A 23,990-nucleotide genomic window follows, 5' to 3' on the forward strand; every position below is an offset into this window, starting at 1 on the left:
TTTTTTGAATCATTATCCGGAGAATTATATGAAATCTATGAAATTGGTTAAAAAAGTACAACAAGGTTTTACTTTGATTGAATTGATGATCGTTGTTGCGATTATCGGTATCTTGGCTGCAGTGGCTCTGCCTGCTTACAACGATTACACAACACGCGCTCAGGTTTCTGAAGCGGTTGAATTGCTTGGCGGTTTAAAAGGCCCTCTGGCTGCTTATGGTTACGAGAATAATGCTTGGCCGACTTTGGTCGCTAAAGATCCAACGGCAACACAAATCGTTGCAACATTGACAGGTAAGTATTCAACCGTTGATGCTGCAGTTACAGGAGCTTTTCCTACTGGTTCAATCGCGGCGACGATGAGTGCTGGTCAGGCAAAAACATTGCTCGTAGGATTGAAAACAGCTGATGGCGGTCAAACTTGGGACTGCACCAAAGCAAATGGCGTTACTACAGTTGACATCAAGTGGTTGCCACAAGCATGTAAGTAATTTATACCTTGCTGTGTAAAAAAGGGTGCTGTTTTCGGCACCTTTTTTTTTGAGTTGTTCCTTGCCGAGAGATTGCCATGTATAAACACTTGTTTCAAAGAGGATTTACTCTGATAGAGTTAATGATTGTTGTCGCGATTATTGGTATTTTGGCCGCAATAGCATTACCCTCATACCTCGATTACACCACTCGTGCACAAGTTTCTGAAGCGGTGGAGTTGCTTGGGGGCGTGAAGGGACCACTTGCCGTTTATGGTTATGAAAATAAGGAATGGCCGGGTTTAGTCGATACTTCACCCACGGCAACGCAAATTAATGTCGCTCTGGTGGGTAAATATTCAAAAATTGATAGTACCGTACAAGGAACTTATCCTGAAGGCAGCATCACTTCGGTGATGACTTATGGTCAGGCGGAAACTAAGAAATTAGTATTTAAAACCCCTGATGGTGGAAAAATCTGGGATTGCAGCAAGAATGCGGGCACCGATATTGAACTGAAGTGGCTTCCTCAGGCATGTAAATAAATCTTTGCAAATTGTGCTTGGTCTTTTTGCATCTGAACGAATTTTTTGTCGATGCGTATCACTATAAAATGGTTGGATTAGTTTAGAATTCAGGACTAAGAAAACGCTGTTGCCGTGACATCATAGTCACCAATCATTTTTCTTCATGTTTCAACTTAAGGCATTCCTAAAGAATGCTTTTTTTTATTGGCAGCTTGATTATGTCCGGACTTTTTTTTCGTTTGCGTGCATCAGGGATACATTTACTAGTATCTGCAATCATTGCCGGCATTGTTGCGGGTACCATTTTATTTTTGTGGTATCCAGGCCAATATGCTGACATTTGCAAAGGAATTCAGTTGATATGGCTGGTGATATCCGTTGATATCGTACTTGGCCCGCTGTTGACATTTGTCGCATTCAACCAAAAGAAGAAAAAATCAGAGTTGTTGCGTGATATCGCGGTGATTGGTATTTTACAAATTTCTGGCTTGATCTACGGGGCGCACATAGTCTATGTCGCCCGACCGGTTGCGATGGTTTTTGAGGGTTCTCAGTTTCGTATCGTGACAGCTAACGATGTCGATACAAATGAGCTGCCATTGGCACGGGAAGACATGCGTAGCTTGTCGCTGACAGGGCCGATTTTAATGGGCGTTCGCGATTATAAGGATGCTGTCGAAAAATCCGATGCTGCTTTGCGTGCTTTTTCTGGTTACGACATTGGTGCCAGACCATCTTTTTGGCAAGCTTATGCCGATTCTCAGGTGAAGGTGCTGAAGGTGGCCAGACCGGCTGATGTGCTGATTAAAAAATATCCGGAAAGTAAAATTGAGATAGAGCATCAACTGAACAATGTTGGTTACGCTGTCGCCAACGTGAAGTTTTTGCCAGTATTAAGCCGAGGCTCCGACTGGATTGTAGTTATTGATGCCAACACAGCTAAGCCTTTATTTTTTGTCCAGAAGGACGGATTTTTCTGATCCTCAACGTTTGAGAAGTAGTCAATTTGCCATTCTAAACAGAAGCGTTTTTTTCATAGGTCGGTTTTGTTAAATGATGATGTTCTCCGCGTGGTGATGGCGTCATGTCTGAATGGAATAGGAACTTGTTTCCACGTAAGCTAATGTCAAATAAAAATAATATAAATTTTGCGATTCTCGGACTGAGTATCGTTTTCTCTTACCTGCTGCCAATTCACGTTCATCCTTTACGTACGTTTTATCAAGATGCAATTGTTATTCTTGGTTTGTTGCTGGCTATCCTTAGCTTATCTTTGAATGGGCAATTGAAGCTACGATTCAATGGACTATCTTTGATTTGCATTGGGCTTGCGAGTTGTATTTTGTTCCAATTCATTTTGGAACATTCGCAAGCATTGGAAGATTTGTTTATTCCTTGCCTGTATTTGCTGTTACTTCCTTTTGCTTATTCTGTTGGGGCATCCTTGTCGACCGAACCCGAGCAGCAAGAAAAATTATGTCTGGCTTTTGCTTATGCCTACGTTCTAGGAGGGGCGATCTCCGTTGCTATGCAGATTGCGCAAATTTCCGGTTTGCATTTGGGCTCACTGGTGATGTTCATTCCTAACGTGGGTTCTTTCCCCAGGCCATACGCGAATGTTGCGCAACCAAATCAGTTAGCGCTTATGCTCTGTTTTGCTCTTGCGTCAACTTGGTTCTTATATCGAAAAATAAAAATTACCAAGACTGTTGCTATTGTCGCCGCAGTCACGTTGATCGTCGGTTTAGTGTTTACTCAGTCGAGAATCGGCTGGATTATTCTGCCCGTGTTTTGTTTCTATATCTGGAAGACCCAAACTGATGTAAATGAGCGACGTGCACCCGCGGCATTTTTTATATTATTGCTGATGGCTTATTTTCTGATGGTGTTTGGTTTGTCTCACATCATCGGTCATTTCGGTTTTTCCGGCGGCTCCGTGGCCGAACACGTTGGTGGCAGATCTGAGCGTATGGGTTTATGGGCGCAAGCCTGGTCAATTGCTGCTCATCACCTATGGTTTGGTGCCGGCTGGGGTGCTTTCGGCCCGGCGCAAGTGCAAATTGCCGCTGATTTTCCATCGTCCACTTATGCCGAACATGCACATAACATCGTGTTGAATTTCGCTGCTGAATTAGGCTGGCCTTTGACGGTGTTGATTTTTACAGGTCTGGGTTGTTGGTTTTATCGGGCTTGCATGCAGCCTGTGAAAACTTCCACAAGACAGTTTGCCATTCTGTGTTTGATTGCAGTATTTGTTCACAGTCTGGTTGAGTTTCCTTTGTGGTATGGATATGTGCTGTTCCCGACGGTCATATTCATGGGAATGTTACATCAGATGCGTTGGTCAGGCGGTGGCGTCATGATTCGCAAAGCCCTGATTATTCCGGTTGTTGTGTTTGGACTTTTTTTGATGGGAGCAATTACCTGGGATTATCAGCGCGTGGTGACAGGTTTTAATGTTCTGAGATGGGAACAGTCAGGCACGAAAGTCGATGTGCGTTTACTTGAACAGCCTGAATTCACATTTTTTCCGCAATTTTTTGCGTATTTTAAGTTGATGAAAATAGAACCGACAGAAGGTATGTCTAAAGAGACTATTGCCTACGTTGAACATTGGACTCCACGTTTTGGCTTTGTGCATATCTTAAATAAGATGGCTGAGATTTATGTTCTGAATGGTGCCCCTGAAAAAGCAGAACGCATGATGCAGACGTTGCAGCGTCTGCATCCGTATCTTTATTCAGATTATTTTGACTACTGGAAAGCAAAGGGTAATATTGACGCGCGTTATCGCGCTGTTTTTGTGAATATGCCAAGGCGCGATGCGCCCTGATCTGACAAATAGCTAAATAGCCTCATCTGCCAGACTCACCCAGTCACCGGATTTTCCGCCATGCTTTTCGAGTACCCGGACATCACTGATGACCATACCACGATCAACTGCTTTACACATATCATAAATGGTGAGTAAACCTATCTGCGTAGCGGTGAGTGCTTCCATTTCAACGCCAGTTTTCCCGACGGTTTCTACCTGAACAATGCACTGAACCGAAGAGGTCTTTTCTGCAATGTTAAAATCCACATTGACTCTGGTAAGAGCCAGTGGATGGCATAGAGGAATCAGGTCGCTGGTTCGTTTTGCTGCCATAATTGCAGCAATGCGCGCAATGCCAAGGACATCGCCTTTTTTTGCTGAACCTTGTTGAATAATGGCGAGTGTCTCTGGCTTCATTCGTATATTTCCTGCTGCGATGGCAGTACGATGCGTGTCTTTTTTTTCTGCGACATCGACCATATGTGCCTGACCTGTTTGGTTAAAATGCGTCAGGCCAGAATTCGGGGCTTCAGTAGTCATATTTAGGGTGAAAAGTTGAAGATATTCGGAGTGTTTCCGTTAACGGATCATGATAGCACCGCGGAATCAAAAAATAACCACATGCAGAAAAAGCTGCTCTGTTGTGGCGTGCTGGCCATCGCGTCCTTACTGCCTGCATCATTCTCGTCTGCATCGGCGGAAGCGCAAAATTTACCTACCCTAGGTGACACTTCCCGTGAGGAGCTATCGCCACTCATGGAACGTAAATTGGGTGAGCAAATCATGAACAGCGTCCGGCGTGATCCGGATTTCATGGATGACGGGCCAATTTCTGAATATCTGAACCGGCTGGGCAATAAAATGCTGGAAGCCCGCCCCGATGCGAGGGGCGAGACGACCTATGATTTCGAGTTTTTCGCAGTACGTGACCCGGTATTAAATGCGTTTGCGTTTCCTGGTGGTTTTATTGGATTTCACTCCGGTCTGATTCTGGCCGCACAATCTGAGTCCGAGCTTGCGTCGGTCATGGGGCATGAAATAGGACATGTCGCGCAACGTCATATTGCCCGTATGCTGACGAGCCAGAAATTTGATTCTTTTATTCCTTTAGCTGCGTTAGCTCTGGCAGTGCTTGCTGCCCGTACCAGCCCTGACGCGGCAATGGCTGTTGCGATGGGCGGGCAGGGACTGGCAATACAGCGCCAGCTCAATTTCAGTCGTGAAGCAGAACGTGAAGCTGACCGGGTTGGTTTTCAGATTTTAAATGACAGCGGTTTTGACACTGCTGGTATGGTGAGCTTTTTTGGTCGCTTACAAGCATCTATGCGTAACTACACCGATAACGCACCTGCCTATTTGCGCAGCCATCCATTAACCAGCGAACGTATTGCCGATATTCAGGCGAGAATGTTGGATCAGCGCTACCGGCAGCGGGCAGATAGTCTGGAGTTCTACCTGGCCAAGGCACGAATTCGGGTGTTGCAGGATTCGACGATACAAGGTCTGATGGATGCGAAGGTATTCTTCGAAACGCAAATCAGATCAGAGAAAGAAGAGGACAAAATTGCGGGTACTTATGGTCTTGCATTTGTTGCTTTTAAACAGCTGGACTTTGCTAACGCCAGAGTCTTGCTGGAACAAGCGAAAACTAGACTCGAAAAATCGCAAGCAAATAAAAACATACTGAATACCAGCAGTATGTTTGCCAGTCTGGCAATCGATATTCAGTTGGGAAGCAAGCAATTTGAACTGGCTGCAGCGAGTGCAGAAAAGGCAATGCAGCTACTGCCATTGTCGCGCGGTCTGGTATATCAATATGTTGAGGCCTTGTTATCTGCTAAGAAATATGAGGTTGCCGGTGCATACCTGCGGGATCAGCTTGTGATGTACCGGCAGGATGCAAGGCTGCAGAATTTACTTGCAAAGGTATACGCCGCTCAGGGTAAGCAAGCGCTGCAACACATTGCCTTAGCCGAAGCCTACGCGATTCAGGGCAGCTGGCCAGCCGCCATACAGCAGCTGGACATCGCCAGGAATGAGAAGGATGCGCAATACTACGAGCAGTCAGTGATTGATGCGCGCGAGCGGGAATGGAAAGAGCTGCACAAAGAAGAATTGGCCGAAGAGCGCAAACGTAAGTAGGCAAGCAAGACAATATTGATTATGGATGATCTGCCGCCGGATGTGATTTAAAGCCCAGCGTCGCCATTAAGTCTGCGAGTTCATTTTTTGCAACGGGAATCGCACAGTCACTTTTTCCGTGAAAACACCAAACCAGTTGTCGTTTGCAATCAGCCTGATTTGTCTGATTCAGCCAATCCATCAGATCGTTGTCATCCAGCAGTTGATTGTTTTCATACAACTGACTGCTTACCTCCGCGAGGTCGTGGTCGTCTAATTGTGCCAATATCTTATTTGATTGCAGTATCAGATTTCCTTCTGAGTTAAAAAATACTGCATCTGGCTGTGGCAATATTTCCCCGGTATGCAGAGTAAATCCGGCACCGGAAGTGCGGGCGATATACGGTGTCGCCTCCAGATCCACATACACTCGCTGCGGGCCATTCTGAAAGTACCATTGGCCTTTGTCGTCGTGCTGATAATTCCGATTGATAAAGTTTAACAAGCTTGGATGGCGGATGATGTCGCCCGGCAGGTTCAGCGCCTGGCATCGTGCATCGCGCATACGCCAGTTGCCGCGCGCGTCCAATGCCAGCCAGCCATAACAATCAGGCACATCGGGCCACTTTGCCATTGCTGCTTTGACGATGTCATCCATGTGTCGCCTTGTCAAAAAAGTGAAGGATTTTTTGTGGTAACCAATCCAGTTGCCCTGGAATTTTTCCGCTGACGAAACCAACATGCCCACCACGATCAGGGTAGTCGAGTTGCACGCACTTCGCTGCCTTCAATGGTAAATACTGGCCAGGAAGAAACGGATCATTTTTTGCGTTCAGCACCAACGTAGGAATAGTGATGTCGTTCAGCACGTGTTTTGCACTGGCTCTGTGCCAATAATCATCCGTATCCAGATAGCCATGTAAAGGCGCAGTGACGACATTATCAAATTCGTATAAATTTTTTGCTTCAAGTAAGCGATTACTGTCGAATAAGCCCGGAAATTGCTCCAGCTTGCGTAAACATTTCGGCTTCAAGGTTTTTAAAAACATGCGGGTGTAAAGCATGTTGATGCCGCTGGATAAGGACGCACCGCCTTGCGCCAGATCCAACGGTGCAGAAACAGCGCAGGCAGCATGAACAATAGTCGCTTGTTGTTGCGATTCACCGATCCAGCGTAATAATGCATTTCCACCGAGCGAGACGCCAGCGGCAAAGAAGGGCGCAGCCGCGTTGGTTTTGGAATGCAGGGCATGCAGGCGACGAATAATCCAGTTAATTTCTTCGGCATCGCCAGAATGATAAAAACGCGGTGCCTGATTCAGTTCTCCTGAGCATCCGCGGAAATGCGGAATCGCTCCAGACCAGCCGCGCGCCTGAACAGCCGCCATCAATGCACGTGCGTAGTGGCTGTCACTCGATCCTTCAAGACCGTGAAACAGGACAACAAATGGTTGCCCAGCGTTGCCATCGATAAAATCAACGTCAATGAAATCATTGTCGGGGGTGTCCCACCGTTCACGGCGGAAGCTGACCGCTGGCTTGCTGATGCATGTGGCCGGATAAATTGTTTGCAGATGACCACCGGGTAGCCATGCAGGAGCCAGATATTTCATCACGTTTTAATGCAGAACACTGGCTTTAAATAAATCCAGGGGGGCTTTGCCCGCCGCAACAGAGGCGTGATGCATGGTGATGCGCCAGCCATGCGGTGTTTTGAGATAAACGTTAGTCGCCAATATGTGAACTTCCGGCATTGCGTCGCTGGTTTTCGCGACTTGTTCAATCACGCTGTGCACAGCTGTCGCCATCGTATGCGTAGCATGCAATTGTGTCGGATGAATCTGTACACTGCCTCTTTCAAAGATAGCCTCAAAAGATGCGCGTATTGCTGCATGCCCTATCAGGCGCGCAGCACCGGGGTGAATACAGACGATTTCTTCGTCATCGGCCCATAGCGCCATCAGTGCGTCGAGATCGGCGCGGGCAAGGGCAGCATAAAATGCTGCCTCGGCTTCATCTGCACTACCGTTAAATTGCTTTTTGGCTGACATAGCTGGTGGTGCTGATCAATGCCCTTTGAGGACAGTACCAGGCGCTAATTTATATTGCGTACCGCAGTATGAGCAGGTTGCTGAGCCGCCATGCGACAGATCCAGGAAAACGCGTGGATGTGAAGACCAGAGCGGCATCGCAGGATTAGGGCAATAGGCAGGCAAATCTTTGGCTTGCAGCTCGACAACGTTATTCGCGGAGTTAGATGTGGTCATGATGATTCCATAAAGTTAAAACGCCAGACGAGAATTTTAACGGATTCCTGCCGCTTGCTGTCGCCTGATCAGCGTGCTTTTTGATTCGACGGTAAAATCGCGGACTTTTCTATTGCAAAAAATCTCATGTCATTTGAATCTGATCAAGCCGCTACCAAAGCCGCGCTGAAAGTGGGAGCACCCACCTGGTTCGGTGTTGGTGCATGGGGGCTGGTGGTCGGCGTTGCCATGATTAAGGCGGGGCTGAGTGTGCCACAAGCCTTGGGAATGACGCTGATCGTCTTCGCCGGATCGGCGCAATTATCGTCGCTGCCACTGATTGCGGCGTATGCGCCGTTATGGGTGATTTTTGTGACTGCCTTGGTGGTGAATTTGCGGTTTGTGATTTTTTCAGCGCTCTTGTCGCCGCATTTTTCCCACCTGCCGTGGCGCACCCGCGCGTGGCTCGGGTATTTATCCGGCGATTTTTCTGTCACTTTGTTTATTCAACGTTTTCCTGAGTTCGCAGATGCAAAAGGGAAGCTTGCCTATCTGAAAGGCCTGATCTTCCCTAACTGGGCATCCTGGCAACTCGGTTCCGTGATTGGTGTTCTGTTAGGTAGTCAGGTGCCGGCGAGTTGGGGGCTGGGATTCGCAGGCACGCTGGCAATTCTCTGCATCATGTTGCCGTTGATGATGAACCATGCCGCGATAGTCGGGGTAACGGTTGCCAGTGTTGTGGCACTACTTGCATTTGCGATGCCATATAAGCTGGGGTTGTTAATTGCTGTTATTGCTGGCATGGGGGCGGCGATGTTGGTCGATGAATGGCGCGAATCACGTCGCGACCGACACGATAGAGAGGGTAAACGATGAGCGCCGTTGATATTTGGATGGTTATTTTTTTACTGTTTCTGGCAACATTTATCGCCAGAAGCAGTTTTTGGCTGGCGGGGAATCGGATTCAATTACCCAAGCGCGTACAGGAAGCCCTGCGCTATGCGCCTGCCTGCGCGCTGGCTGCCATCATCGTTCCGGATTTATTGCTGACTAACGCGCAACTGGATGTCAGTTGGCATAATCCCCGGCTGATTGCCGGAGTGCTCGCTACCGTCTTTTTTCTGATTCGCAAAGATATGCTGCAAACCATCATTTTTGGCATGCTGGTATTCACGCTGGCACGGCTTTATCTGTGAATTTGAACATGCGTCACTGGTATGCATGCAATTAGACCGGAAAACGCTGTGGCAGGCGCTGGGGCTTTGGTAAAATAGCGGTTTAATCCGCGTCGGCATCGATTCAAACCTGCAACAGTGAAGAAATACCTGGTTGCTGTTGGCTGCGCTGGCCGGAAGACTGCTTTTTAACCTTGCCCCCATAGACTACGATGCAATTCAACCGACTCAGCGATCTGATCGCAGCTAATCAGCTTCAAGGCAAACGTGTTTTTATCCGTGCCGATCTCAATGTGCCACAAGATGACAACGGTAATATCACCGAAGATACTCGTATCCGCGCTTCTGTGCCTGCGATCGCACAAGCATTGCAAGCGGGGGCGGCAGTGATGGTGACGTCTCATCTCGGACGTCCGACCGAAGGCGAATTCAAGCCTGAAGATACGCTGGCGCCAGTCGCTGTGCGCTTGTCCGAATTGCTGGGTGTGCCTGTGACGCTGAAGCAAAACTGGGTAGATGGCGTTGATGTCGCTCCTGGCCAGGTGGTATTACTGGAAAACTGCCGCGTCAACAAAGGCGAAAAGAAAAATGACGATGCGCTGGCGCAGAAAATGGCAGCGTTGTGCGATGTGTATGTGAACGATGCGTTTGGTACCGCACATCGTGCCGAAGCAACAACGCACGGCATTGCAAAATTTGCGCCGATTGCCTGTGCTGGTCCTTTGTTGTCCGCAGAGTTAGATGCATTGGGCAAGGCGTTGGGCCATCCGGCGCGCCCGCTGGTCGCAATCGTCGCCGGCTCTAAAGTCTCCAGTAAGCTGACTATCCTCAAATCGCTTGCAGATAAAGTTGATAACCTGATTGTCGGCGGCGGTATTGCGAATACCTTTATGCTGGCTTCTGGTCTGAAAATCGGTAAATCGCTGGCAGAAGCTGATCTGGTCGATGAAGCAAAAGCCATCATCGACATGATGGCAAAACGTGGTGCTTCCGTGCCTATTCCTACCGATGTCGTGTGTGCAAAAGAGTTTTCCCCGACAGCTGCGGCAACGGTAAAAGCCGTTGCCGATGTCGCTGATGACGACATGATTCTGGATATCGGTCCGGTGACCGCAGCGCTGCTGGCAGAGCAAATCAAAAAAGCCGGCACTATCGTCTGGAACGGTCCGGTCGGCGTGTTTGAATTCGATCAGTTTGGTAACGGTACTAAGGTATTGGCGCAGGCCATTGCAGATTCTGCGGGATTCTCGATTGCTGGTGGTGGCGATACACTGGCGGCGATTGCGAAGTACCACATTGCTGATCGCGTTGGTTATATCTCCACCGGTGGTGGTGCTTTCCTCGAGTTTTTGGAAGGTAAGACTTTGCCTGCGGTTGAGATACTGTTGCAACGCGCGGCAAAATAAGGGTTCTTTGCTGCAAAGCTTGATCATCGTTTAGCTTCATCTTATAAAAAATAATTCAGGAGACCAGATGCTGCGTGCAACCAAGATCGTCGCCACCATAGGCCCCGCGTCTAACGATGTGGCAACCCTCAAACGCATGATTAAGGCGGGCGTGAATGTTGTGCGCCTGAATTTTTCTCATGGTAAGGCGCAGGATCATATAGACCGTGCCGCGATGGTGCGTCAGGCCGCGGCTGAATGTGGTTGTGAAGTAGCCATCATGGCAGACTTGCAGGGACCTAAAATCCGTATCGGCAAGTTTGAAAATACGCGCATTGTGGTTGCTGACGGCGATAAATTCATTCTGGATGCCGATTGCAGTGTCGGTAACCAGGAGCGTGTCGGCCTGGACTATAAAGCCTTGCCACGCGATGTACGTGCTGGTGATATTTTGCTGCTCAACGACGGCTTGATCGTGTTGCAGGTTGAACGGATTATCGGCAACGAGATTCATACCGTTGTGAAGATTGGCGGTGAGCTGTCGAACAACAAGGGAATCAATCGTCAGGGCGGTGGTCTGACGGCACCTGCGCTGACGGTCAAAGACATGGAAGACATCAAGACAGCGATGTCTTTTCAGGCTGATTACGTCGCCGTTTCCTTTCCGAAAAATGCGACGGACATGGAAATGGCACGGCATTTATCGAATATTGCTGGCGAAGCCTATAATCACAAGCCGATGATGATTGCCAAGATTGAGCGTTCAGAGGCGATCCCGGCGCTGCAGGAAATTCTCGATGCATCTGATGGCATCATGGTGGCGCGTGGTGATTTGGCCGTCGAAGTCGGCAACGCCGCTGTGCCTGCGTTGCAAAAACGTATGATCAAGATGGCGCGCGCGTCAAATAAATTGGCGATTACCGCGACCCAGATGATGGAATCCATGATCGTGAATGCGGTGCCGACGCGTGCAGAAGTATCCGACGTCGCCAATGCTGTACTGGATGGCACTGATGCTGTGATGGCATCGGCTGAAACGGCTTCAGGTAAATATCCGGTCGAGACAGTGGAAGCCATGTCGGCCATTTGTCTTGATGCCGAGAAATTTCAGGAATCCAAGCTCGATTCCGATTTTATGAATCTGGCGTTCACCCGTATTGATCAGTCGATTGCGTATGGTGCTTTGTTTACCGCGCATCATCTGGGCGTTAAAGCCATCGTCGCTTTAACAGAGTCTGGCTCGACGGCTTTATGGATGAGCCGCCACAGTATTAATGTGCCTTTGTTTGCGCTGACACCGAGTATTGTCACCCAGCGTAAAGTCGCGCTGTACCGTAATGTCAGTACCTTCAATTCGCCGTATTCGACCGATCGCGATGCCTTGTTGAAAGCGGCAGAAGCTGTATTGTTGAAGAAAGGATTTGTCAGTCAGGGCGATAAGATCGTCGTGACCTGGGGCGAACCTATGGGGCAGGTCGGCGGCACGAACGCAATGAAAATAGTGAAAGTCGGCGACAACTGAGTTTGCCAGGTTAAATTTTTTAATAGTACTTCTGGAGTTTATTATGCCTCTCGTATCCATGCGTCAATTGCTGGACCACGCCGCCGAAAACGGCTACGGTCTGCCAGCGTTCAACGTCAATAATCTGGAACAAGTTACTGCGATTATGGAAGCCGCCAATGAAGTTGGCGCTCCTGTGATCATGCAAGCTTCTGCCGGTGCCCGCAAGTATGCCGGTGAAGCATTTCTGCGCCATCTGATTGAAGCTGCGGTTGAAGCGTATCCGCATATTCCTGTGGTCATGCATCAGGATCACGGACAATCGCCTGCCGTCTGTATGGCTGCGATTAAATCTGGCTTCACTTCCGTGATGATGGATGGCTCGCTGATGGAAGACGGTAAATCGGTTGCCAGCTACGAATACAACGTCGAAGTGTCGCGCGAAGTGGTTAAATTTTCTCATTCCATCGGTGTGACAGTCGAAGCCGAACTCGGCGTGCTCGGTTCACTCGAAACCATGATGGGCGACAAGGAAGATGGCCACGGTGCCGACGGCAAAATGACGCGCGAACAATTGCTGACTGACGTGCAGCAAGCCGCTGATTTCGTCAAGCAAACGCAATGTGATGCGCTCGCGATTGCGATTGGTACTTCCCACGGTGCGTATAAGTTCTCCCGTAAGCCAACCGGCGACATCCTGGCGATCGATCGCATCAAAGAAATCCACGCACGCATTCCTAACACCCATCTGGTGATGCATGGTTCTTCTTCCGTACCACAAGAATTACTCGAAGAAATTCGTCAGTTTGGTGGCGACATGAAAGAAACTTACGGCGTGCCGGTGGAAGAAATCGTCATCGGTATTCAGAACGGCGTGCGTAAAATTAATATCGATACCGACATCCGTCTGGCGATGACAGGGGCGATTCGCCGCTACATGTTTGAAAATCCGGGCAAATTTGATCCACGTGATTACCTGAAACCTGCACGCGAAGCTGCAAAACTGGTGTGCAAGGCGCGTTATCTGTCTTTCGGTTGCGAAGGTCAGGCCGCGAAAATCAAACCTATGGCGCTCGAAAAAGTGGCCGAGCAATACAAAAAAGGCGCGTTGTCGCAGATCGTCAACTAAGCTGATGTCGTATCTCAGGGCGCAGAGTATGCGCCCTGCGCATTTTTGCTGAATCAAAATTGTTGCGCCGTGAGGTGCTGAAAAAATCATGACTACCCAAATTAATTCCACTCTTCATTCGCTGCCATTGTTAGGTCGTGGCAAAGTTCGTGATAACTACGCTGTTGGTGACGATAAATTACTGATCGTAACCAGCGATCGCTTATCTGCATTCGACGTCATCATGAACGAACCGATTCCGGATAAAGGCCGCGTCTTGAATCAGATGGCGAATTTCTGGTTTGAAAAGCTCGGTCACATCGTGCCGAATCATCTGACCGGCATCGCACCTGAGAGTGTGGTGGCTGCCGATGAAGTAGAACAGGTTCGCGGTCGCTCGGTCGTCGCTAAACGCCTGAAACCAATCATGGTGGAAGCCGTGGTACGTGGTTATATCATTGGTTCCGGCTGGAAGGATTATCAGGAAACCGGCGCAATTTGCGGCATTAGCCTGCCTGCCGGTTTACCACAGGCGGCAAAACTGCCAGCACCGATTTTCACGCCAGCCGCGAAAGCGGAAATGGGCGAGCATGATGAGAACATCAGTTTTGCCAAAACCGAAGAACTGATCGGTAAAGAACTGGCGGCAAAAATCCGCGATATCAGTATTCAGCTTTACACTGAAGCGGCAGACTATGCAGCAACGCGTGGCATTATTATTGCCGATACCAAGTTTGAATTCGGTCTGGATGACAATGGTGTTCTGCACCTGATGGACGAAGTGCTGACAGCGGATTCCTCCCGTTTCTGGCCTGCAGATTCGTATGCGACTGGTATTTCGCCACCATCGTTTGATAAGCAATTTGTACGCGATTATCTGGAAACAATCACCAGCTGGAATAAAACTGCGCCGGCACCGGCATTACCGGAAGAAGTGATCCAGAAGACCGCGGCAAAATACCGTGAAGCGCTGGAGCGTCTGACTGGCGAGACTTTGAAGGCATAACATGACGCAAGCGAATAAAGTAGTGGTTGGCGTTGTGATGGGATCTTCTTCCGATTGGGACGTGATGCAAAACGCCGTCGCGATTCTGAAGGAATTCGGTATTCCATTTGAAGCGCAGGTGGTGTCGGCACACCGCATGCCGGATGAAATGTTCAGCTATGCCGAGACAGCGCGCGAACGCGGCATTCGTGCCATTATCGCTGGCGCTGGCGGCGCGGCGCATTTGCCTGGCATGATCGCAGCAAAAACCATCGTGCCGGTGTTTGGCGTGCCTGTGCCATCCAAGTACCTGCGTGGCGAAGATTCATTGCTGTCGATCGTGCAGATGCCTAAGGGTATTCCGGTGGCGACCTTTGCGATCGGTGAAGCCGGGGCGGCGAATGCGGCGCTGGCAGCAGTCGCAATGCTGGCGACAACCGACGAGGCATTAGCGCAAAAGCTGATCGATTTTCGTGTCAGACAGACGCAAGTCGCACGCGATATGGTGTTGCCCGTCTGAAAATAGCGGCAAGCATAGCCATTGCTCATCATCAGAGCTGCGGCGAAGGAAAGTTTGTCAGAGATAATTTCTCTCGCGCAGCGTTTTGACCCAGTTATTTTTTTTGCTTAATTTGTGGATAGCTGATGGAAGTAAGTCGCTTCGCTCAGGTTATTCAGTCTAATCGGGCCATTTAATCAGACTGACCTTAGTCAGCAGTATTAGTCGCTTTATATACTCCGGGGGAGTATTTTTAAACCCCCTTTGTTTTTGCCGACATTAGCTGGTTTTTTGCATTTTCAGGGGGGAGTATATGATTTCTCCTGCCTTATTCTCGTAATCGTTGGCGATGCTCAGTCATCGCTTCACTTTCAGACAGACATCATGAATATCGACAAACAAGTACGTCCTCGACAAGCCCTGTTACCCAATACAGAAAAAAGCTGTCTCGGCATTATGGGCGGCGGTCAGCTGGGTCGCATGTTCGCGCATGCCGCGCAGGCGATGGGTTACAAGGTTGCCGTGCTGGAGCCTGAGGCTGGCTGCCCTGCTGCGCAAGTTGCTGAACATCATGTGCAGGCAGACTACGATAGCCCCGAAGGTCTGAAGGCCTTGCTGGCGTTGACGAAACATATTTCGACTGAATTTGAAAACGTCCCGGCTGACAGTATGAAGGAACTGGCTTACGACGGTTTCGTTTCTCCTTCCGGCGATTGCGTGTCGATTGCGCAAGACCGGCTGATAGAAAAACGCTTTTTCACCCGTTGCAGTCTGCGTACCGGTATTTTTCCGACGCCGCACTGGGGTATTTCGCGTAAGGAAGACGTGACCAGCGCGAAAGATGATTTGTTGCCTGGTATTTTAAAAACCGTGCGTCTTGGTTATGACGGCAAAGGTCAGGCGCGCGTCCGTAACCGCGAAGAACTGGCGGCAGCTTTTATCAGCATGCGCGGTCAGGCCTGCGTGCTTGAAAAAATGCTGCCACTTGCCTATGAAATTTCTGTTCTGGTCGCACGAGGTGTCGATGGTCAGGCAGTGGTATACCCTATCGCCGAAAACGTGCATCGCGATGGCATCCTGTTCACGACGCTGGCACCGAGCCCGAGCGTGTCTGCCGATGTCGCCGATGCTGCGCAAAAAGCCGCGTTGACGATCATAGAAGAGCTGGGTTACGTCGGCGTGCTGTGCATAGAATTTTTTGTGCTGACCGATGGCACTCTGGTCGTGAATGAAATGGCACCGCGTCCGCATAACAGCGGCCATTACACTATTGATGCCTGCGTCAGCAGCCAGTTTGAACAGCAGGTTCGTGCGCTCGCACAGTTGCCGTTGGGCGATGTGCGCCAGCATTCACCTGCAGCGATGCTGAATATTCTTGGCGATGTCTGGTTCAGCGGCAGCAGCGACACGCCACGTGAACCCGCCTGGGATCAGATACTCGCAATACCGGGCGCTCACTTGCACTTGTATGGTAAGGCGGAAGCACGGCGCGGGCGCAAGATGGGACACATCACTTTCGTTGCGCCAACGATGGAACAAGCGCGGGCAGCATTGCATCAAGCTTGCGGCATTTTAGGTCTGGCAGCACCGGAGCAGGCATGAATGTAGTGGTATCAACACCCGACGCAATTGTCACGGCAGCGCAGGCGCTGGAGGCTGGTCGTCTGGTCGCATTTCCGACTGAAACCGTCTACGGGCTTGGGGCCGATGCTGAAAACCCGGCTGCAGTCGCTGATATTTATAAAGCCAAGGGACGTCCATCAGATCATCCTGTGATCGTGCATGTTGCTCCCGGTGCCGATATCCGTTATTGGGCAAAAGATATTCCGCACGAAGCAGATCAATTGATTGCAGCATTCTGGCCGGGACCGTTGACGCTGATTTTAAAACGCGCTGATCATATTCCGGATGCGGTTTCCGGCGGCCAGGATACAGTTGGTATACGCTGTCCTTCGCATCCTGTGGCGCAACAATTATTGCTTGCTTTTAAAAACGGTAAAGGCGGTGTGGCCGCCCCTTCGGCAAACAAATTTGGTCATGTCAGTCCGACCCTGGCGCAGCATGTGACCGAGGAATTTGCCCAGGAAATTTTGCCTGGCGGCCTGATTGCCGCGGTGCTTGACGGTGGTCAGAGCGAGGTGGGAATTGAATCAACGATCGTTGATTTGAGCCGCTTGGCGACACATGGCCCGGTATTGCTGCGCCCGGGGCAGATCAGTACTGCCCAGTTAGCCGAAGTGCTGGGCGTGACACCTGCCAGCCCGGATGCCGCTGCACCGCGTGCTTCCGGCACCCTCGATGCCCATTACGCGCCGCAAACACCGGTGGTGCAGGTGGCGCTTGCTGAGTTGGATAATGTTGCTGCGCAATTGCAGGCAAAAGGGAAAACGATCGCCTTGCTTAGTTACCAGTCACATCCCGGAATCGTGGCGCTGGCAGTGCGGCAGTTACCGGCAGATGCGGCTGGTTATGCACATGATTTGTATGCCGGTTTGCGTGAACTGGATCATGCCCATGCTGATCTGATTCTGGTCGAAGCGATACCTCAGGATAAAGAATGGCTGGGCGTGAATGACCGCTTGCGACGCGCCGCGTTTGATTCACGTGATGTTTTACAGAAAATACTGCGAGCCTGAGTTGACGCCATGCTTGACGGCATCCGTGGGAGTTTTTGGTATTTGCGCGATTTATTTATAGATGATTTTCATCACCAGAATAAACATCGCCAGTGCCAGCGTCACTGCGTTCGCAATGATGATGGGCCAGGCATGCAACAGTATTCCGTAGACCATCCACATCAGCACGCCGCAAACCATGATCAGATACATGCCGGTGGAAACGCCTTCGGCACGCTTGTGTTGCCAGGTTAACCAAGCTTGTGGCACAAACGCACTGGTAGTCAGGCAGGCGGCGATATAGCCGATCATGTCGGATGTCAGTGTGAACATGGCAGGTTATTTGGATGATGCGTGGATAAACTGGCCACCGTGAAAAATCAGCGGTGCCTGTTGGGTGAATTCGCAATGTTCAACTTCACCAACAAAAATGACGTGATCGCCTTCTGGATAGCGGCTGCGGTTATGGCATTCAAACCAGGCCGAGGCGCCTTTCAGGATAGGATGACCAGTGCGCGACAGGGTGTATTCGACGCCCTCGAACCTGTCGGTTTTACGACTGGCAAACTGTTCTGCCAGCCAGGCTTGTTGGTCGGACAGTACGTTAACCACGTAATGTGAGTTGCCGGTGAACACAGGCATGCTATTGGCAGCGTTACCGAGGCTCCATAAAACCAGTGGTGGTTCGAGTGAAACAGAATTGAATGAGCTGGCAGTGAGGCCGAGATACTGTCCGTTTGCCAGCTTGGTGGTAATGACTGTCACGCCGGTCGCAAACTGAGACAGGGCGTGGCGGAAGTGGCGGGTATCAAAATCACGTTTTTCGGCGCGGGGAGAGCGGGTATGCATCAGTCATCCATCAATTTTTGCGACATTATCCCAGATTTTGCTGTGGCCGTTGATCTGCGGCAGGTATTCCCTCTTGGGGCGGGCGACTGTGGTAAACTTGCGCCCTTGTCAGAATCTGGATTTATACTTTAAGTAATTGATTCTTTTGGTTTTTTTATTTTATCTTAAGACTTGTGCAAAATGGCCCTGGCGGCTTGATCGTTCCGGATTGCACTCAGTGTATGGCCTTCGTCGTTATGTCCAGTCTGGATAATTTTTTACCGGTCTTATCTTTAAATGAAGTGATAACTATGTTCCTGACTACAATTTGCCGTCGCCTCAGTTTACTGCTGGTCTTGTTTGGTCTGACATGTTCAGTTTTTGCACAAGGCGTGACGCAACGTCAGTTTCCGCCGAACACCATGCGTGGTGAACTCGATATGTCCTCGTATCCGGATATCCGTTTGAATGGAAAACCGCGCTACCTGGCGCCATCCAGCCGCATATACAACGCGGATAATCTGATCGTGCTGGCGGCCTCGCTGGATGCGCCGAAAATTGTGGTGAATTACACGGAGAATTCTTTCGGTGATATTGATAAGGTATGGATACTGACATCGGATGAGATGCCGAAACAATTACCCAAGCCAGAAGTCTGGGCACCGATACCATTTAAAAATCCGGAAATTAAGTAAGTTTCCGTCGGCTGTCTTCTCGCTGTCAGCAGATGTCGCTTTGTTTGAGAATGTGAATCGGTTTTCCTGCGTGATGAGTTTGTGTATGTTCGAATACAGCCGGAATCCGGTTATTGCCTGCGGCCTTGTTCATGTTGAGAAAGCGGGCTGTTTTACAGAAAAAAATGATGCAAAAAAAAGTATTTATTAAAACCTTCGGTTGTCAGATGAATGAGTACGACTCAGACAAAATGGCAGACGTGTTGAATGCCGCTGATGGCATGGTAAAAACCGACTCTCCGGATGATGCTGACGTGATTCTGTTGAATACCTGCAGCGTGCGCGAGAAAGCATCCGAGAAAGTGTTTTCGGATCTGGGACGTCTGCGTGAATTGAAGCGCAAAAGGCCTGATCTGCTGATCGGTGTCGGTGGCTGTGTCGCCTCGCAGGAAGGCGATGCCATCATCAAACGCGCGCCCTATGTTGATGTCGTATTTGGCCCGCAGACTCTGCACCGCTTGCCGCAACTGATTGATGCACGCCGCTTGTCCGGCCGCTCGCAGGTTGATATCAGTTTTCCGGAAATTGAAAAATTTGATCACATGCCACCCGCGAAGGTGGAAGGTGCCACGGCCTATGTTTCTATCATGGAAGGCTGCAGCAAATATTGCAGTTACTGCGTGGTTCCTTATACCCGCGGTGAAGAAGTGTCACGTCCCTTTGATGATGTGCTGGCTGAAGTCGCCGGTCTCGCTGCGCAGGGGGTAAAAGAAATTTCCCTGCTGGGGCAGAACGTCAATGCCTACCGTGGCGTGATGGAAGATGGCGAGATCGCTGACTTTGCTTTGCTGATTGAATATGTTGCTGAATTTCCGCAGATAGAACGGATTCGTTTCGTGACCAGCCACCCGAAAGAATTTACTCAGCGACTGATCGATTGCTACGCAAAAGTGCCGAAATTGGTGAACCACTTATACCTTCCTGCACAACACGGATCAGACCGTATTTTGTCAGCGATGAAACGTGGCTATACCGCAATCGAATATAAATCCGTACTGCGCCGACTGAAGCAGGTGCGACCTGAGATGTCGGTATCTTCCGATTTTATCGTCGGTTTCCCCGGCGAGACGGACGAAGATTTCAATGCTCTGATGAAGCTGATTGATGATGTCGGTTTCGATAACAGCTTCAGCTTTATTTTCAGCCCGCGCCCCGGTACGCCAGCCGCCAATCTTGCCGATGACACGCCAGCAGAACTGAAGTTACGTCGCTTGCAAACCTTGCAGGCAGTCATTGATGCAAATACCAAAAAATACAGTAACGCGATGATAGGTACCGTGCAGCGCATTCTGGTTGACGGGCCTTCGGTCAAAGACCCGAATGAGTTACAAGGCCGTACGGAAAATAATCGGGTAGTGAATTTTGCCGGCGGCAAAGAACTAATCGGCACGCTGGTAAATACGCGCATTACTGAATCTTATAATTATTCCTTGCGTGGTGAGTTGATTGACGAGACTGTGACTGCATGATGGCAAAGACTCCGGTGCCCGTTTCTCATTTCATTCCACAACCGCTGGATAACACCCGCCTCGCCCACTTATGCGGCCCGCTGGACGAAAATTTGCGTCAGATTTCTGCAGCGCTGGATGTGACGATTTTCCGTCGCGGTGAAAAATTCATTATCAGCGGACATAACGCTGAACGGGCGCTGGCATTACTCGAGCAGTTTTATCTGCTGGCGAAAAAGCCGGTATCGGTGGATGAAGTGCAGTTAGCCTTAGTCGAACAAACGGCGCATCAGAACCAGAAAATGCCGACGCTCGCAGCGCTGGAAGAATCCGCTGAAGAAATAAACGCTGGTGAACTTGAAAGCCCGGTGTTGAAAACCCGCCGTAGTGATTTGCGCGGTAGAACGCCGCACCAGACCCAATATCTGCGGGCGGTGGTCGAACACGATATTACGTTTGGGATTGGCCCTGCCGGTACCGGTAAAACGTATCTCGCCGTTGCCTGTGCCGTGGATGCGCTGGAGCGGGATGCGGTCAAACGGATTATTCTGACGCGTCCGGCGGTTGAGGCTGGCGAGCGTCTTGGGTTTTTGCCGGGTGATCTGGCGCAAAAGGTTGATCCGTATCTGCGTCCTTTGTACGATGCCTTATACGACTTGTTAGGTTTCGACCGCACTCAAAAAATGTTTGAGAAACAGGCGATAGAAATCGCACCGCTGGCTTATATGCGCGGCCGTACCTTGAATCACGCCTTCATCATTCTCGATGAGGCACAAAACACCACACCGGAACAAATGAAAATGTTCCTGACCCGTATCGGCTTTGGCAGCAAGGCTGTCGTTACCGGTGATGTGACGCAGGTGGATTTGCAGCGTGGTCAGAAAAGTGGTCTGATCGATGCTTGCCAGGTACTGAAAGATGTACGCGGTATCGCTTTCACGCAATTCACCAGTGCTGATGTTGTGCGCCATCCTCTGGTCGGACGCATCGTCGATGCTTACGAAACGGCGAATGCAGGTAGCACTGCGCAGAGCGCGGCACTCGGTTTATTAAAAAATACAACGCAATTCAGTTCTGTACATCATGGCCGAAAAAAGTAATTCCAAACATAAACTGAGCTTATCAGTTCAATACGCAGACCCGCGCTTGCAAGAAATATTACCGCGCCCTTTGTTGCGTAAAACGGTACAGGCTGCCTTATATTTTCCGGCGGAACTGACGTTAAGATTTGTCGATGCAGAGGAAGGACAGGTATTGAATCGCGATTATCGCGGTAAAGATTATGCGACCAATGTGCTGACGTTTGCGTATACCGAAGATGAGGATGCAGAAGTCACTCAGGCCGATATTATTCTGTGTACCGACGTGTTGCAGCGCGAAGCCAGTGAACAGAAAAAATCCGTCGTCGAGCATGCGCAGCACTTGATTGTTCACGGTGTGCTTCATGCACAAGGTTATGATCATGAGACGGATGAAGAAGCCGAAGAGATGGAGGCGCTGGAAATCGCCATCCTCGCCGGTTTAGGCCTTGCAAATCCTTATCAAGACTAAGCTTCAGTATGAAAATGCCGCGCTCTCACCAGCATCATGGCCGCCGTATCAGCATGGGCGGACGTGATGTTGTCGCTTTTGGCCTAGACCGCCATTATCTGCAGGACATTTATTTTTATGCGATGACATCAAGCTGGACGATGTTTTTTTTCGCTGCAGCCGTGGTGTATCTGATTTTTAATATGGTGTTTGCCGGTTTGTATGCGCTCGGGGATCATCCTATTGCGAATCTGACGCCGGATAATTTTCTCGGATATTTTTTCTTCAGCGTAGAGACACTGGCAACTGTCGGCTACGGCAATATGCATCCACAAACGGTCTATGCACATGTGATTTCGTCTGTGGAAATATTTATCGGAATGTCCAGTGTGGCATTGACGACAGGTGTGATGTTTGCGCGCTTTTCGCGTCCGCGCTCGAACATTATTTTTGCCGATCATCCGGTTTGCCACTTGGTTGACGGGCGACGATTACTGATGATACGTCTGGCGAATGCCCGCATGAATATCATCAGTGAAGCATCGGCAAAACTGCGTCTGGTTAAAAATCATGCTTCTCCCGAGACAGGCAGCTTCCGTAAAATTCTTGATCTGGAACTGGAGCGTGACCACCATCCCATTTTTAGTCTGGGTTGGACTGTGATACATGTGATCGACGAGTCCAGTCCTTTATACGGTTACACCAAAGAACAACTGAATGAACTCAATGCGGCATTAGTGCTGAGTATCGAAGGGCTGGATGAAATGACGAATCAGAGCCAGAGGGCGCGTCATTATTATCCGTGTTCATCGATACGCTGGAATCATCGCTATGTTGATATATTGAAGTTTCAAGGAGATACACCGCATTTGCATTATGCAAAATTCCATGAATCCGAGAATCTGGATGACATAAGCTGATGCGTTGGCGTGTTTTGCCGGCATGTGCAATACATGCGACCGGCTTTACTTTAAATCTCGTTAATTGCCATTTAATAACAACCTAACAGCCATCGAATAACCGTCTTTTTGTGAAATAACAAGGTAAACGCCTTAACAAAATTTTGGAATCAGGCGTATTTGTTGTATTCTGTAGGATTGAAACAACGGCGTCACGCCTCCTATGCAAGAGCACTCTAGTAAGGTCAGATCAACTGACCTTAAACCCCACAGGTCATTGTTTGAACGATTGACCGCATTCATATCCCCCGAACCTGAAAATCGCGCCGAACTGTTAGAAGTTCTGACCGATGCACAAGAACGCAATCTGATCGATGCCGATGCACTGGCAATGATAGAAGGCGTATTCCAGGTATCTGATCTTTCTGCCCGCGATATCATGGTGCCACGCGCACAAATGGATGTTGTCGATATTTCCCGCCCGCTGGAAGAATGGATGCCGGAAGTACTGCGTACGGCGCATTCGCGTTTTCCGGCGATTGATGGTGATCCCGAAAAAGTGGTCGGGATTCTGCTGGCGAAGGATTTGCTCCGCTATTACGCAGAAGAAGTGTTCGATGTCCGGGATATGCTGCGTCCCGTTATTTACATACCTGAATCAAAGCGTCTGAATGTTCTGTTGCGCGATTTCCGTGCCAATCATAATCACATGGCGATGGTGGTCGATGAATATGGTGGCATTGCAGGTGTCATTACAATCGAAGATGTGCTGGAACAAATCGTCGGCGACATTGATGATGAATACGATTTCGATGAAGAAGAAGACAATATTCTGGCGCTGGAAAATAAAGGTAATGGCAAGCGCTGGCGCATCAAAGGTCTGACTGAGCTTGAGCAGTTCAACAGTGTTCTTGGTGCGCATATGCCAGGTAATGAGTTGGAAAGCATCAGCGATTTTCTGATACGCCATCTTGGTCAGGTACCGCATAAAGGCGATGAGTTTGAAATCGGTAATTTACATTTTGAGGTATTACGCGCCGATGCTGTTGAGGTGCAGATCTTGCAGGTTGAGCAGCGACCAGCAAACTTGTTGAAAGAATGAGGC

27 protein-coding genes are annotated in these 23,990 nt (G+C 49.6%); 20 read left to right on the forward strand and 7 right to left on the reverse strand.

Going from position 1 to position 23,990, the window contains the following annotated elements; genetic code table 11:
* The first annotated feature begins 28 nt into the window (after window positions 1-28).
* The 4 genes from Undi14_RS04335 (at window position 29) to Undi14_RS04350 (ending at window position 3,829) form a co-directional block, all read left to right on the forward strand.
* The gene (locus Undi14_RS04335) at window positions 29-490 is read left to right on the forward strand and encodes a pilin (RefSeq protein ID WP_200178057.1); all 462 of its coding nucleotides are present in this window, start codon (window positions 29-31) and stop codon (window positions 488-490) included.
* 77 nt (window positions 491-567) lie between these two features.
* Window positions 568-1,014 (forward strand): prepilin-type N-terminal cleavage/methylation domain-containing protein, encoded by a 447-nt coding sequence (locus Undi14_RS04340; protein WP_200178059.1) that lies wholly within the window; start codon window positions 568-570, stop codon window positions 1,012-1,014.
* 173 nt (window positions 1,015-1,187) lie between these two features.
* Complete coding sequence (tfpZ, locus tag Undi14_RS04345; protein WP_200178061.1) at window positions 1,188-1,976, forward strand: TfpX/TfpZ family type IV pilin accessory protein; 789 nt, start codon at window positions 1,188-1,190, stop codon at window positions 1,974-1,976.
* Window positions 1,977-2,338: 362 nt separating this feature from the next.
* Entirely contained in the window at window positions 2,339-3,829 is a 1,491-nt protein-coding gene (locus Undi14_RS04350; RefSeq protein WP_200178063.1) for a PglL family O-oligosaccharyltransferase, read from the forward strand.
* Window positions 3,830-3,841: 12 nt separating this feature from the next.
* Here Undi14_RS04350 and moaC read toward each other — a convergent pair whose 3' ends face one another.
* A complete protein-coding gene (gene moaC / locus Undi14_RS04355; protein ID WP_200178066.1) occupies window positions 3,842-4,351 on the reverse strand; it encodes a cyclic pyranopterin monophosphate synthase MoaC in 510 nt (169 codons plus the stop codon).
* Between the two features lie 81 nt (window positions 4,352-4,432).
* Between moaC and Undi14_RS04360 the strand changes: the two genes are divergently transcribed.
* Window positions 4,433-5,953 carry a M48 family metalloprotease gene (locus Undi14_RS04360; RefSeq protein ID WP_200178067.1) on the forward strand — a complete coding sequence of 507 codons (1,521 nt, stop codon included), beginning with the start codon at window positions 4,433-4,435 and terminating at the stop codon, window positions 5,951-5,953.
* A 19-nt stretch (window positions 5,954-5,972) separates the two neighbouring features.
* Here the strand turns inward: Undi14_RS04360 and Undi14_RS04365 are convergent, their stop codons facing one another.
* Genes Undi14_RS04365 through Undi14_RS04380 form a run of 4 tightly spaced genes read right to left on the reverse strand, consistent with a single transcriptional unit; the run spans window position 5,973 to window position 8,199 of the window.
* Window positions 5,973-6,590 carry a DUF2946 family protein gene (locus tag Undi14_RS04365; RefSeq protein ID WP_200178069.1) on the reverse strand — a complete coding sequence of 206 codons (618 nt, stop codon included), beginning with the start codon at window positions 6,588-6,590 and terminating at the stop codon, window positions 5,973-5,975.
* Entirely contained in the window at window positions 6,583-7,545 is a 963-nt protein-coding gene (locus tag Undi14_RS04370; protein ID WP_186896616.1) for a YheT family hydrolase, read from the reverse strand. The genes Undi14_RS04365 and Undi14_RS04370 overlap by 8 nt, the downstream gene beginning before the upstream one ends.
* Window positions 7,546-7,551: 6 nt before the next feature.
* Window positions 7,552-7,983: a nuclear transport factor 2 family protein gene (locus Undi14_RS04375; RefSeq protein WP_186896529.1), complete on the reverse strand. Its 432-nt coding sequence runs from the start codon at window positions 7,981-7,983 to the stop codon at window positions 7,552-7,554.
* Between the two features lie 15 nt (window positions 7,984-7,998).
* Window positions 7,999-8,199 carry a zinc-finger domain-containing protein gene (locus Undi14_RS04380; protein ID WP_186896530.1) on the reverse strand — a complete coding sequence of 67 codons (201 nt, stop codon included), beginning with the start codon at window positions 8,197-8,199 and terminating at the stop codon, window positions 7,999-8,001.
* A 126-nt stretch (window positions 8,200-8,325) separates the two neighbouring features.
* Between Undi14_RS04380 and Undi14_RS04385 the strand changes: the two genes are divergently transcribed.
* The 9 genes from Undi14_RS04385 to Undi14_RS04425 all read left to right on the forward strand — a co-directional run bounded on the left by Undi14_RS04385 (window position 8,326) and on the right by Undi14_RS04425 (window position 17,467).
* A complete protein-coding gene (locus tag Undi14_RS04385; protein WP_200178072.1) occupies window positions 8,326-9,054 on the forward strand; it encodes an AzlC family ABC transporter permease in 729 nt (242 codons plus the stop codon).
* On the forward strand, window positions 9,051-9,374 hold the full coding sequence (locus Undi14_RS04390; protein ID WP_186896532.1) for an AzlD domain-containing protein: 324 nt from the start codon (window positions 9,051-9,053) through the stop codon (window positions 9,372-9,374). Before Undi14_RS04385 ends, Undi14_RS04390 begins: the two co-directional genes overlap by 4 nt.
* A 191-nt stretch (window positions 9,375-9,565) precedes the next feature.
* Entirely contained in the window at window positions 9,566-10,759 is a 1,194-nt protein-coding gene (locus Undi14_RS04395; protein ID WP_186886167.1) for a phosphoglycerate kinase, read from the forward strand.
* A gap of 67 nt (window positions 10,760-10,826) precedes the next feature.
* Window positions 10,827-12,260: a pyruvate kinase gene (pyk, locus tag Undi14_RS04400; protein WP_200178076.1), complete on the forward strand. Its 1,434-nt coding sequence runs from the start codon at window positions 10,827-10,829 to the stop codon at window positions 12,258-12,260.
* Window positions 12,261-12,303: 43 nt separating this feature from the next.
* Window positions 12,304-13,368: a class II fructose-bisphosphate aldolase gene (fba, locus tag Undi14_RS04405; RefSeq protein WP_186886169.1), complete on the forward strand. Its 1,065-nt coding sequence runs from the start codon at window positions 12,304-12,306 to the stop codon at window positions 13,366-13,368.
* Between the two features lie 88 nt (window positions 13,369-13,456).
* Window positions 13,457-14,353, forward strand: coding sequence for a phosphoribosylaminoimidazolesuccinocarboxamide synthase (locus tag Undi14_RS04410; protein ID WP_200178077.1), 897 nt, complete (start codon window positions 13,457-13,459; stop codon window positions 14,351-14,353).
* Between the two features lies 1 nt (window position 14,354).
* Window positions 14,355-14,852: a 5-(carboxyamino)imidazole ribonucleotide mutase gene (gene purE, locus Undi14_RS04415; RefSeq protein WP_200178078.1), complete on the forward strand. Its 498-nt coding sequence runs from the start codon at window positions 14,355-14,357 to the stop codon at window positions 14,850-14,852.
* A 363-nt stretch (window positions 14,853-15,215) separates the two neighbouring features.
* The gene (locus Undi14_RS04420; protein ID WP_200178080.1) at window positions 15,216-16,433 is read left to right on the forward strand and encodes a 5-(carboxyamino)imidazole ribonucleotide synthase; all 1,218 of its coding nucleotides are present in this window, start codon (window positions 15,216-15,218) and stop codon (window positions 16,431-16,433) included.
* A complete protein-coding gene (locus tag Undi14_RS04425; protein WP_200178088.1) occupies window positions 16,430-17,467 on the forward strand; it encodes an L-threonylcarbamoyladenylate synthase in 1,038 nt (345 codons plus the stop codon). The genes Undi14_RS04420 and Undi14_RS04425 overlap by 4 nt, the downstream gene beginning before the upstream one ends.
* A 51-nt stretch (window positions 17,468-17,518) precedes the next feature.
* On the opposite strand, the gene Undi14_RS04430 is transcribed toward Undi14_RS04425, so the two are convergent.
* Both Undi14_RS04430 and Undi14_RS04435 read right to left on the reverse strand, forming a co-directional pair.
* Complete coding sequence (locus Undi14_RS04430; protein ID WP_200178097.1) at window positions 17,519-17,779, reverse strand: SemiSWEET transporter; 261 nt, start codon at window positions 17,777-17,779, stop codon at window positions 17,519-17,521.
* A gap of 6 nt (window positions 17,780-17,785) precedes the next feature.
* Complete coding sequence (locus Undi14_RS04435) at window positions 17,786-18,295, reverse strand: flavin reductase family protein (RefSeq protein WP_200178099.1); 510 nt, start codon at window positions 18,293-18,295, stop codon at window positions 17,786-17,788.
* Between the two features lie 221 nt (window positions 18,296-18,516).
* On the opposite strand from Undi14_RS04435, the gene Undi14_RS04440 reads away from it, so the two are divergent.
* From Undi14_RS04440 to Undi14_RS04465, 6 genes are all read left to right on the forward strand, one after another.
* Window positions 18,517-18,969 (forward strand): hypothetical protein, encoded by a 453-nt coding sequence (locus Undi14_RS04440; RefSeq protein WP_234030392.1) that lies wholly within the window; start codon window positions 18,517-18,519, stop codon window positions 18,967-18,969.
* 167 nt (window positions 18,970-19,136) lie between these two features.
* On the forward strand, window positions 19,137-20,477 hold the full coding sequence (gene miaB, locus Undi14_RS04445) for a tRNA (N6-isopentenyl adenosine(37)-C2)-methylthiotransferase MiaB (protein WP_186886191.1): 1,341 nt from the start codon (window positions 19,137-19,139) through the stop codon (window positions 20,475-20,477).
* On the forward strand, window positions 20,474-21,556 hold the full coding sequence (locus Undi14_RS04450) for a PhoH family protein (RefSeq protein ID WP_186896541.1): 1,083 nt from the start codon (window positions 20,474-20,476) through the stop codon (window positions 21,554-21,556). The genes miaB and Undi14_RS04450 overlap by 4 nt, the downstream gene beginning before the upstream one ends.
* Entirely contained in the window at window positions 21,540-22,007 is a 468-nt protein-coding gene (gene ybeY / locus Undi14_RS04455; protein WP_200178101.1) for an rRNA maturation RNase YbeY, read from the forward strand. The genes Undi14_RS04450 and ybeY overlap by 17 nt, the downstream gene beginning before the upstream one ends.
* An 8-nt stretch (window positions 22,008-22,015) precedes the next feature.
* Window positions 22,016-22,906, forward strand: a complete 891-nt coding sequence (locus Undi14_RS04460; RefSeq protein WP_234030393.1) for an ion channel — start codon at window positions 22,016-22,018, stop codon at window positions 22,904-22,906.
* 202 nt (window positions 22,907-23,108) lie between these two features.
* A complete protein-coding gene (locus tag Undi14_RS04465) occupies window positions 23,109-23,987 on the forward strand; it encodes an HlyC/CorC family transporter (protein ID WP_190477545.1) in 879 nt (292 codons plus the stop codon).
* The last annotated feature ends 3 nt before the right edge of the window (window positions 23,988-23,990 follow it).

It is taken from the genome of Undibacterium sp. 14-3-2, from assembly GCF_016595265.1.
Taxonomy (GTDB): Bacteria; Pseudomonadota; Gammaproteobacteria; order Burkholderiales; family Burkholderiaceae_D; genus Undibacterium; species Undibacterium aquatile.

Bases quoted from the DNA above. Each gene is read 5' to 3' on its own strand.
- Undi14_RS04460 (WP_234030393.1), top strand. From the start codon at position 22,016: ATGAAAATGCCGCGCTCTCACCAGCATCATGGCCGCCGTATCAGCATG.
- Undi14_RS04425 (WP_200178088.1), top strand. From the start codon at position 16,430: ATGAATGTAGTGGTATCAACACCCGACGCAATTGTCACGGCAGCGCAG.
- Undi14_RS04410 (WP_200178077.1), top strand. From the start codon at position 13,457: ATGACTACCCAAATTAATTCCACTCTTCATTCGCTGCCATTGTTAGGT.
- pyk (WP_200178076.1), top strand. From the start codon at position 10,827: ATGCTGCGTGCAACCAAGATCGTCGCCACCATAGGCCCCGCGTCTAAC.
- miaB (WP_186886191.1), top strand. From the start codon at position 19,137: ATGCAAAAAAAAGTATTTATTAAAACCTTCGGTTGTCAGATGAATGAG.
- Undi14_RS04380 (WP_186896530.1), bottom strand. From the start codon at position 8,199: ATGACCACATCTAACTCCGCGAATAACGTTGTCGAGCTGCAAGCCAAA.
- purE (WP_200178078.1), top strand. From the start codon at position 14,355: ATGACGCAAGCGAATAAAGTAGTGGTTGGCGTTGTGATGGGATCTTCT.
- Undi14_RS04385 (WP_200178072.1), top strand. From the start codon at position 8,326: ATGTCATTTGAATCTGATCAAGCCGCTACCAAAGCCGCGCTGAAAGTG.
- Undi14_RS04360 (WP_200178067.1), top strand. From the start codon at position 4,433: ATGCAGAAAAAGCTGCTCTGTTGTGGCGTGCTGGCCATCGCGTCCTTA.
- Undi14_RS04465 (WP_190477545.1), top strand. From the start codon at position 23,109: ATGCAAGAGCACTCTAGTAAGGTCAGATCAACTGACCTTAAACCCCAC.
- Undi14_RS04420 (WP_200178080.1), top strand. From the start codon at position 15,216: ATGAATATCGACAAACAAGTACGTCCTCGACAAGCCCTGTTACCCAAT.
- Undi14_RS04450 (WP_186896541.1), top strand. From the start codon at position 20,474: ATGATGGCAAAGACTCCGGTGCCCGTTTCTCATTTCATTCCACAACCG.
- ybeY (WP_200178101.1), top strand. From the start codon at position 21,540: ATGGCCGAAAAAAGTAATTCCAAACATAAACTGAGCTTATCAGTTCAA.
- Undi14_RS04335 (WP_200178057.1), top strand. From the start codon at position 29: ATGAAATCTATGAAATTGGTTAAAAAAGTACAACAAGGTTTTACTTTG.
- Undi14_RS04440 (WP_234030392.1), top strand. From the start codon at position 18,517: ATGGCCTTCGTCGTTATGTCCAGTCTGGATAATTTTTTACCGGTCTTA.
- Undi14_RS04370 (WP_186896616.1), bottom strand. From the start codon at position 7,545: ATGAAATATCTGGCTCCTGCATGGCTACCCGGTGGTCATCTGCAAACA.
- Undi14_RS04365 (WP_200178069.1), bottom strand. From the start codon at position 6,590: ATGGATGACATCGTCAAAGCAGCAATGGCAAAGTGGCCCGATGTGCCT.
- Undi14_RS04435 (WP_200178099.1), bottom strand. From the start codon at position 18,295: ATGCATACCCGCTCTCCCCGCGCCGAAAAACGTGATTTTGATACCCGC.
- tfpZ (WP_200178061.1), top strand. From the start codon at position 1,188: ATGCTTTTTTTTATTGGCAGCTTGATTATGTCCGGACTTTTTTTTCGT.
- Undi14_RS04395 (WP_186886167.1), top strand. From the start codon at position 9,566: ATGCAATTCAACCGACTCAGCGATCTGATCGCAGCTAATCAGCTTCAA.
- Undi14_RS04430 (WP_200178097.1), bottom strand. From the start codon at position 17,779: ATGTTCACACTGACATCCGACATGATCGGCTATATCGCCGCCTGCCTG.
- Undi14_RS04340 (WP_200178059.1), top strand. From the start codon at position 568: ATGTATAAACACTTGTTTCAAAGAGGATTTACTCTGATAGAGTTAATG.
- fba (WP_186886169.1), top strand. From the start codon at position 12,304: ATGCCTCTCGTATCCATGCGTCAATTGCTGGACCACGCCGCCGAAAAC.
- moaC (WP_200178066.1), bottom strand. From the start codon at position 4,351: ATGACTACTGAAGCCCCGAATTCTGGCCTGACGCATTTTAACCAAACA.
- Undi14_RS04390 (WP_186896532.1), top strand. From the start codon at position 9,051: ATGAGCGCCGTTGATATTTGGATGGTTATTTTTTTACTGTTTCTGGCA.
- Undi14_RS04375 (WP_186896529.1), bottom strand. From the start codon at position 7,983: ATGTCAGCCAAAAAGCAATTTAACGGTAGTGCAGATGAAGCCGAGGCA.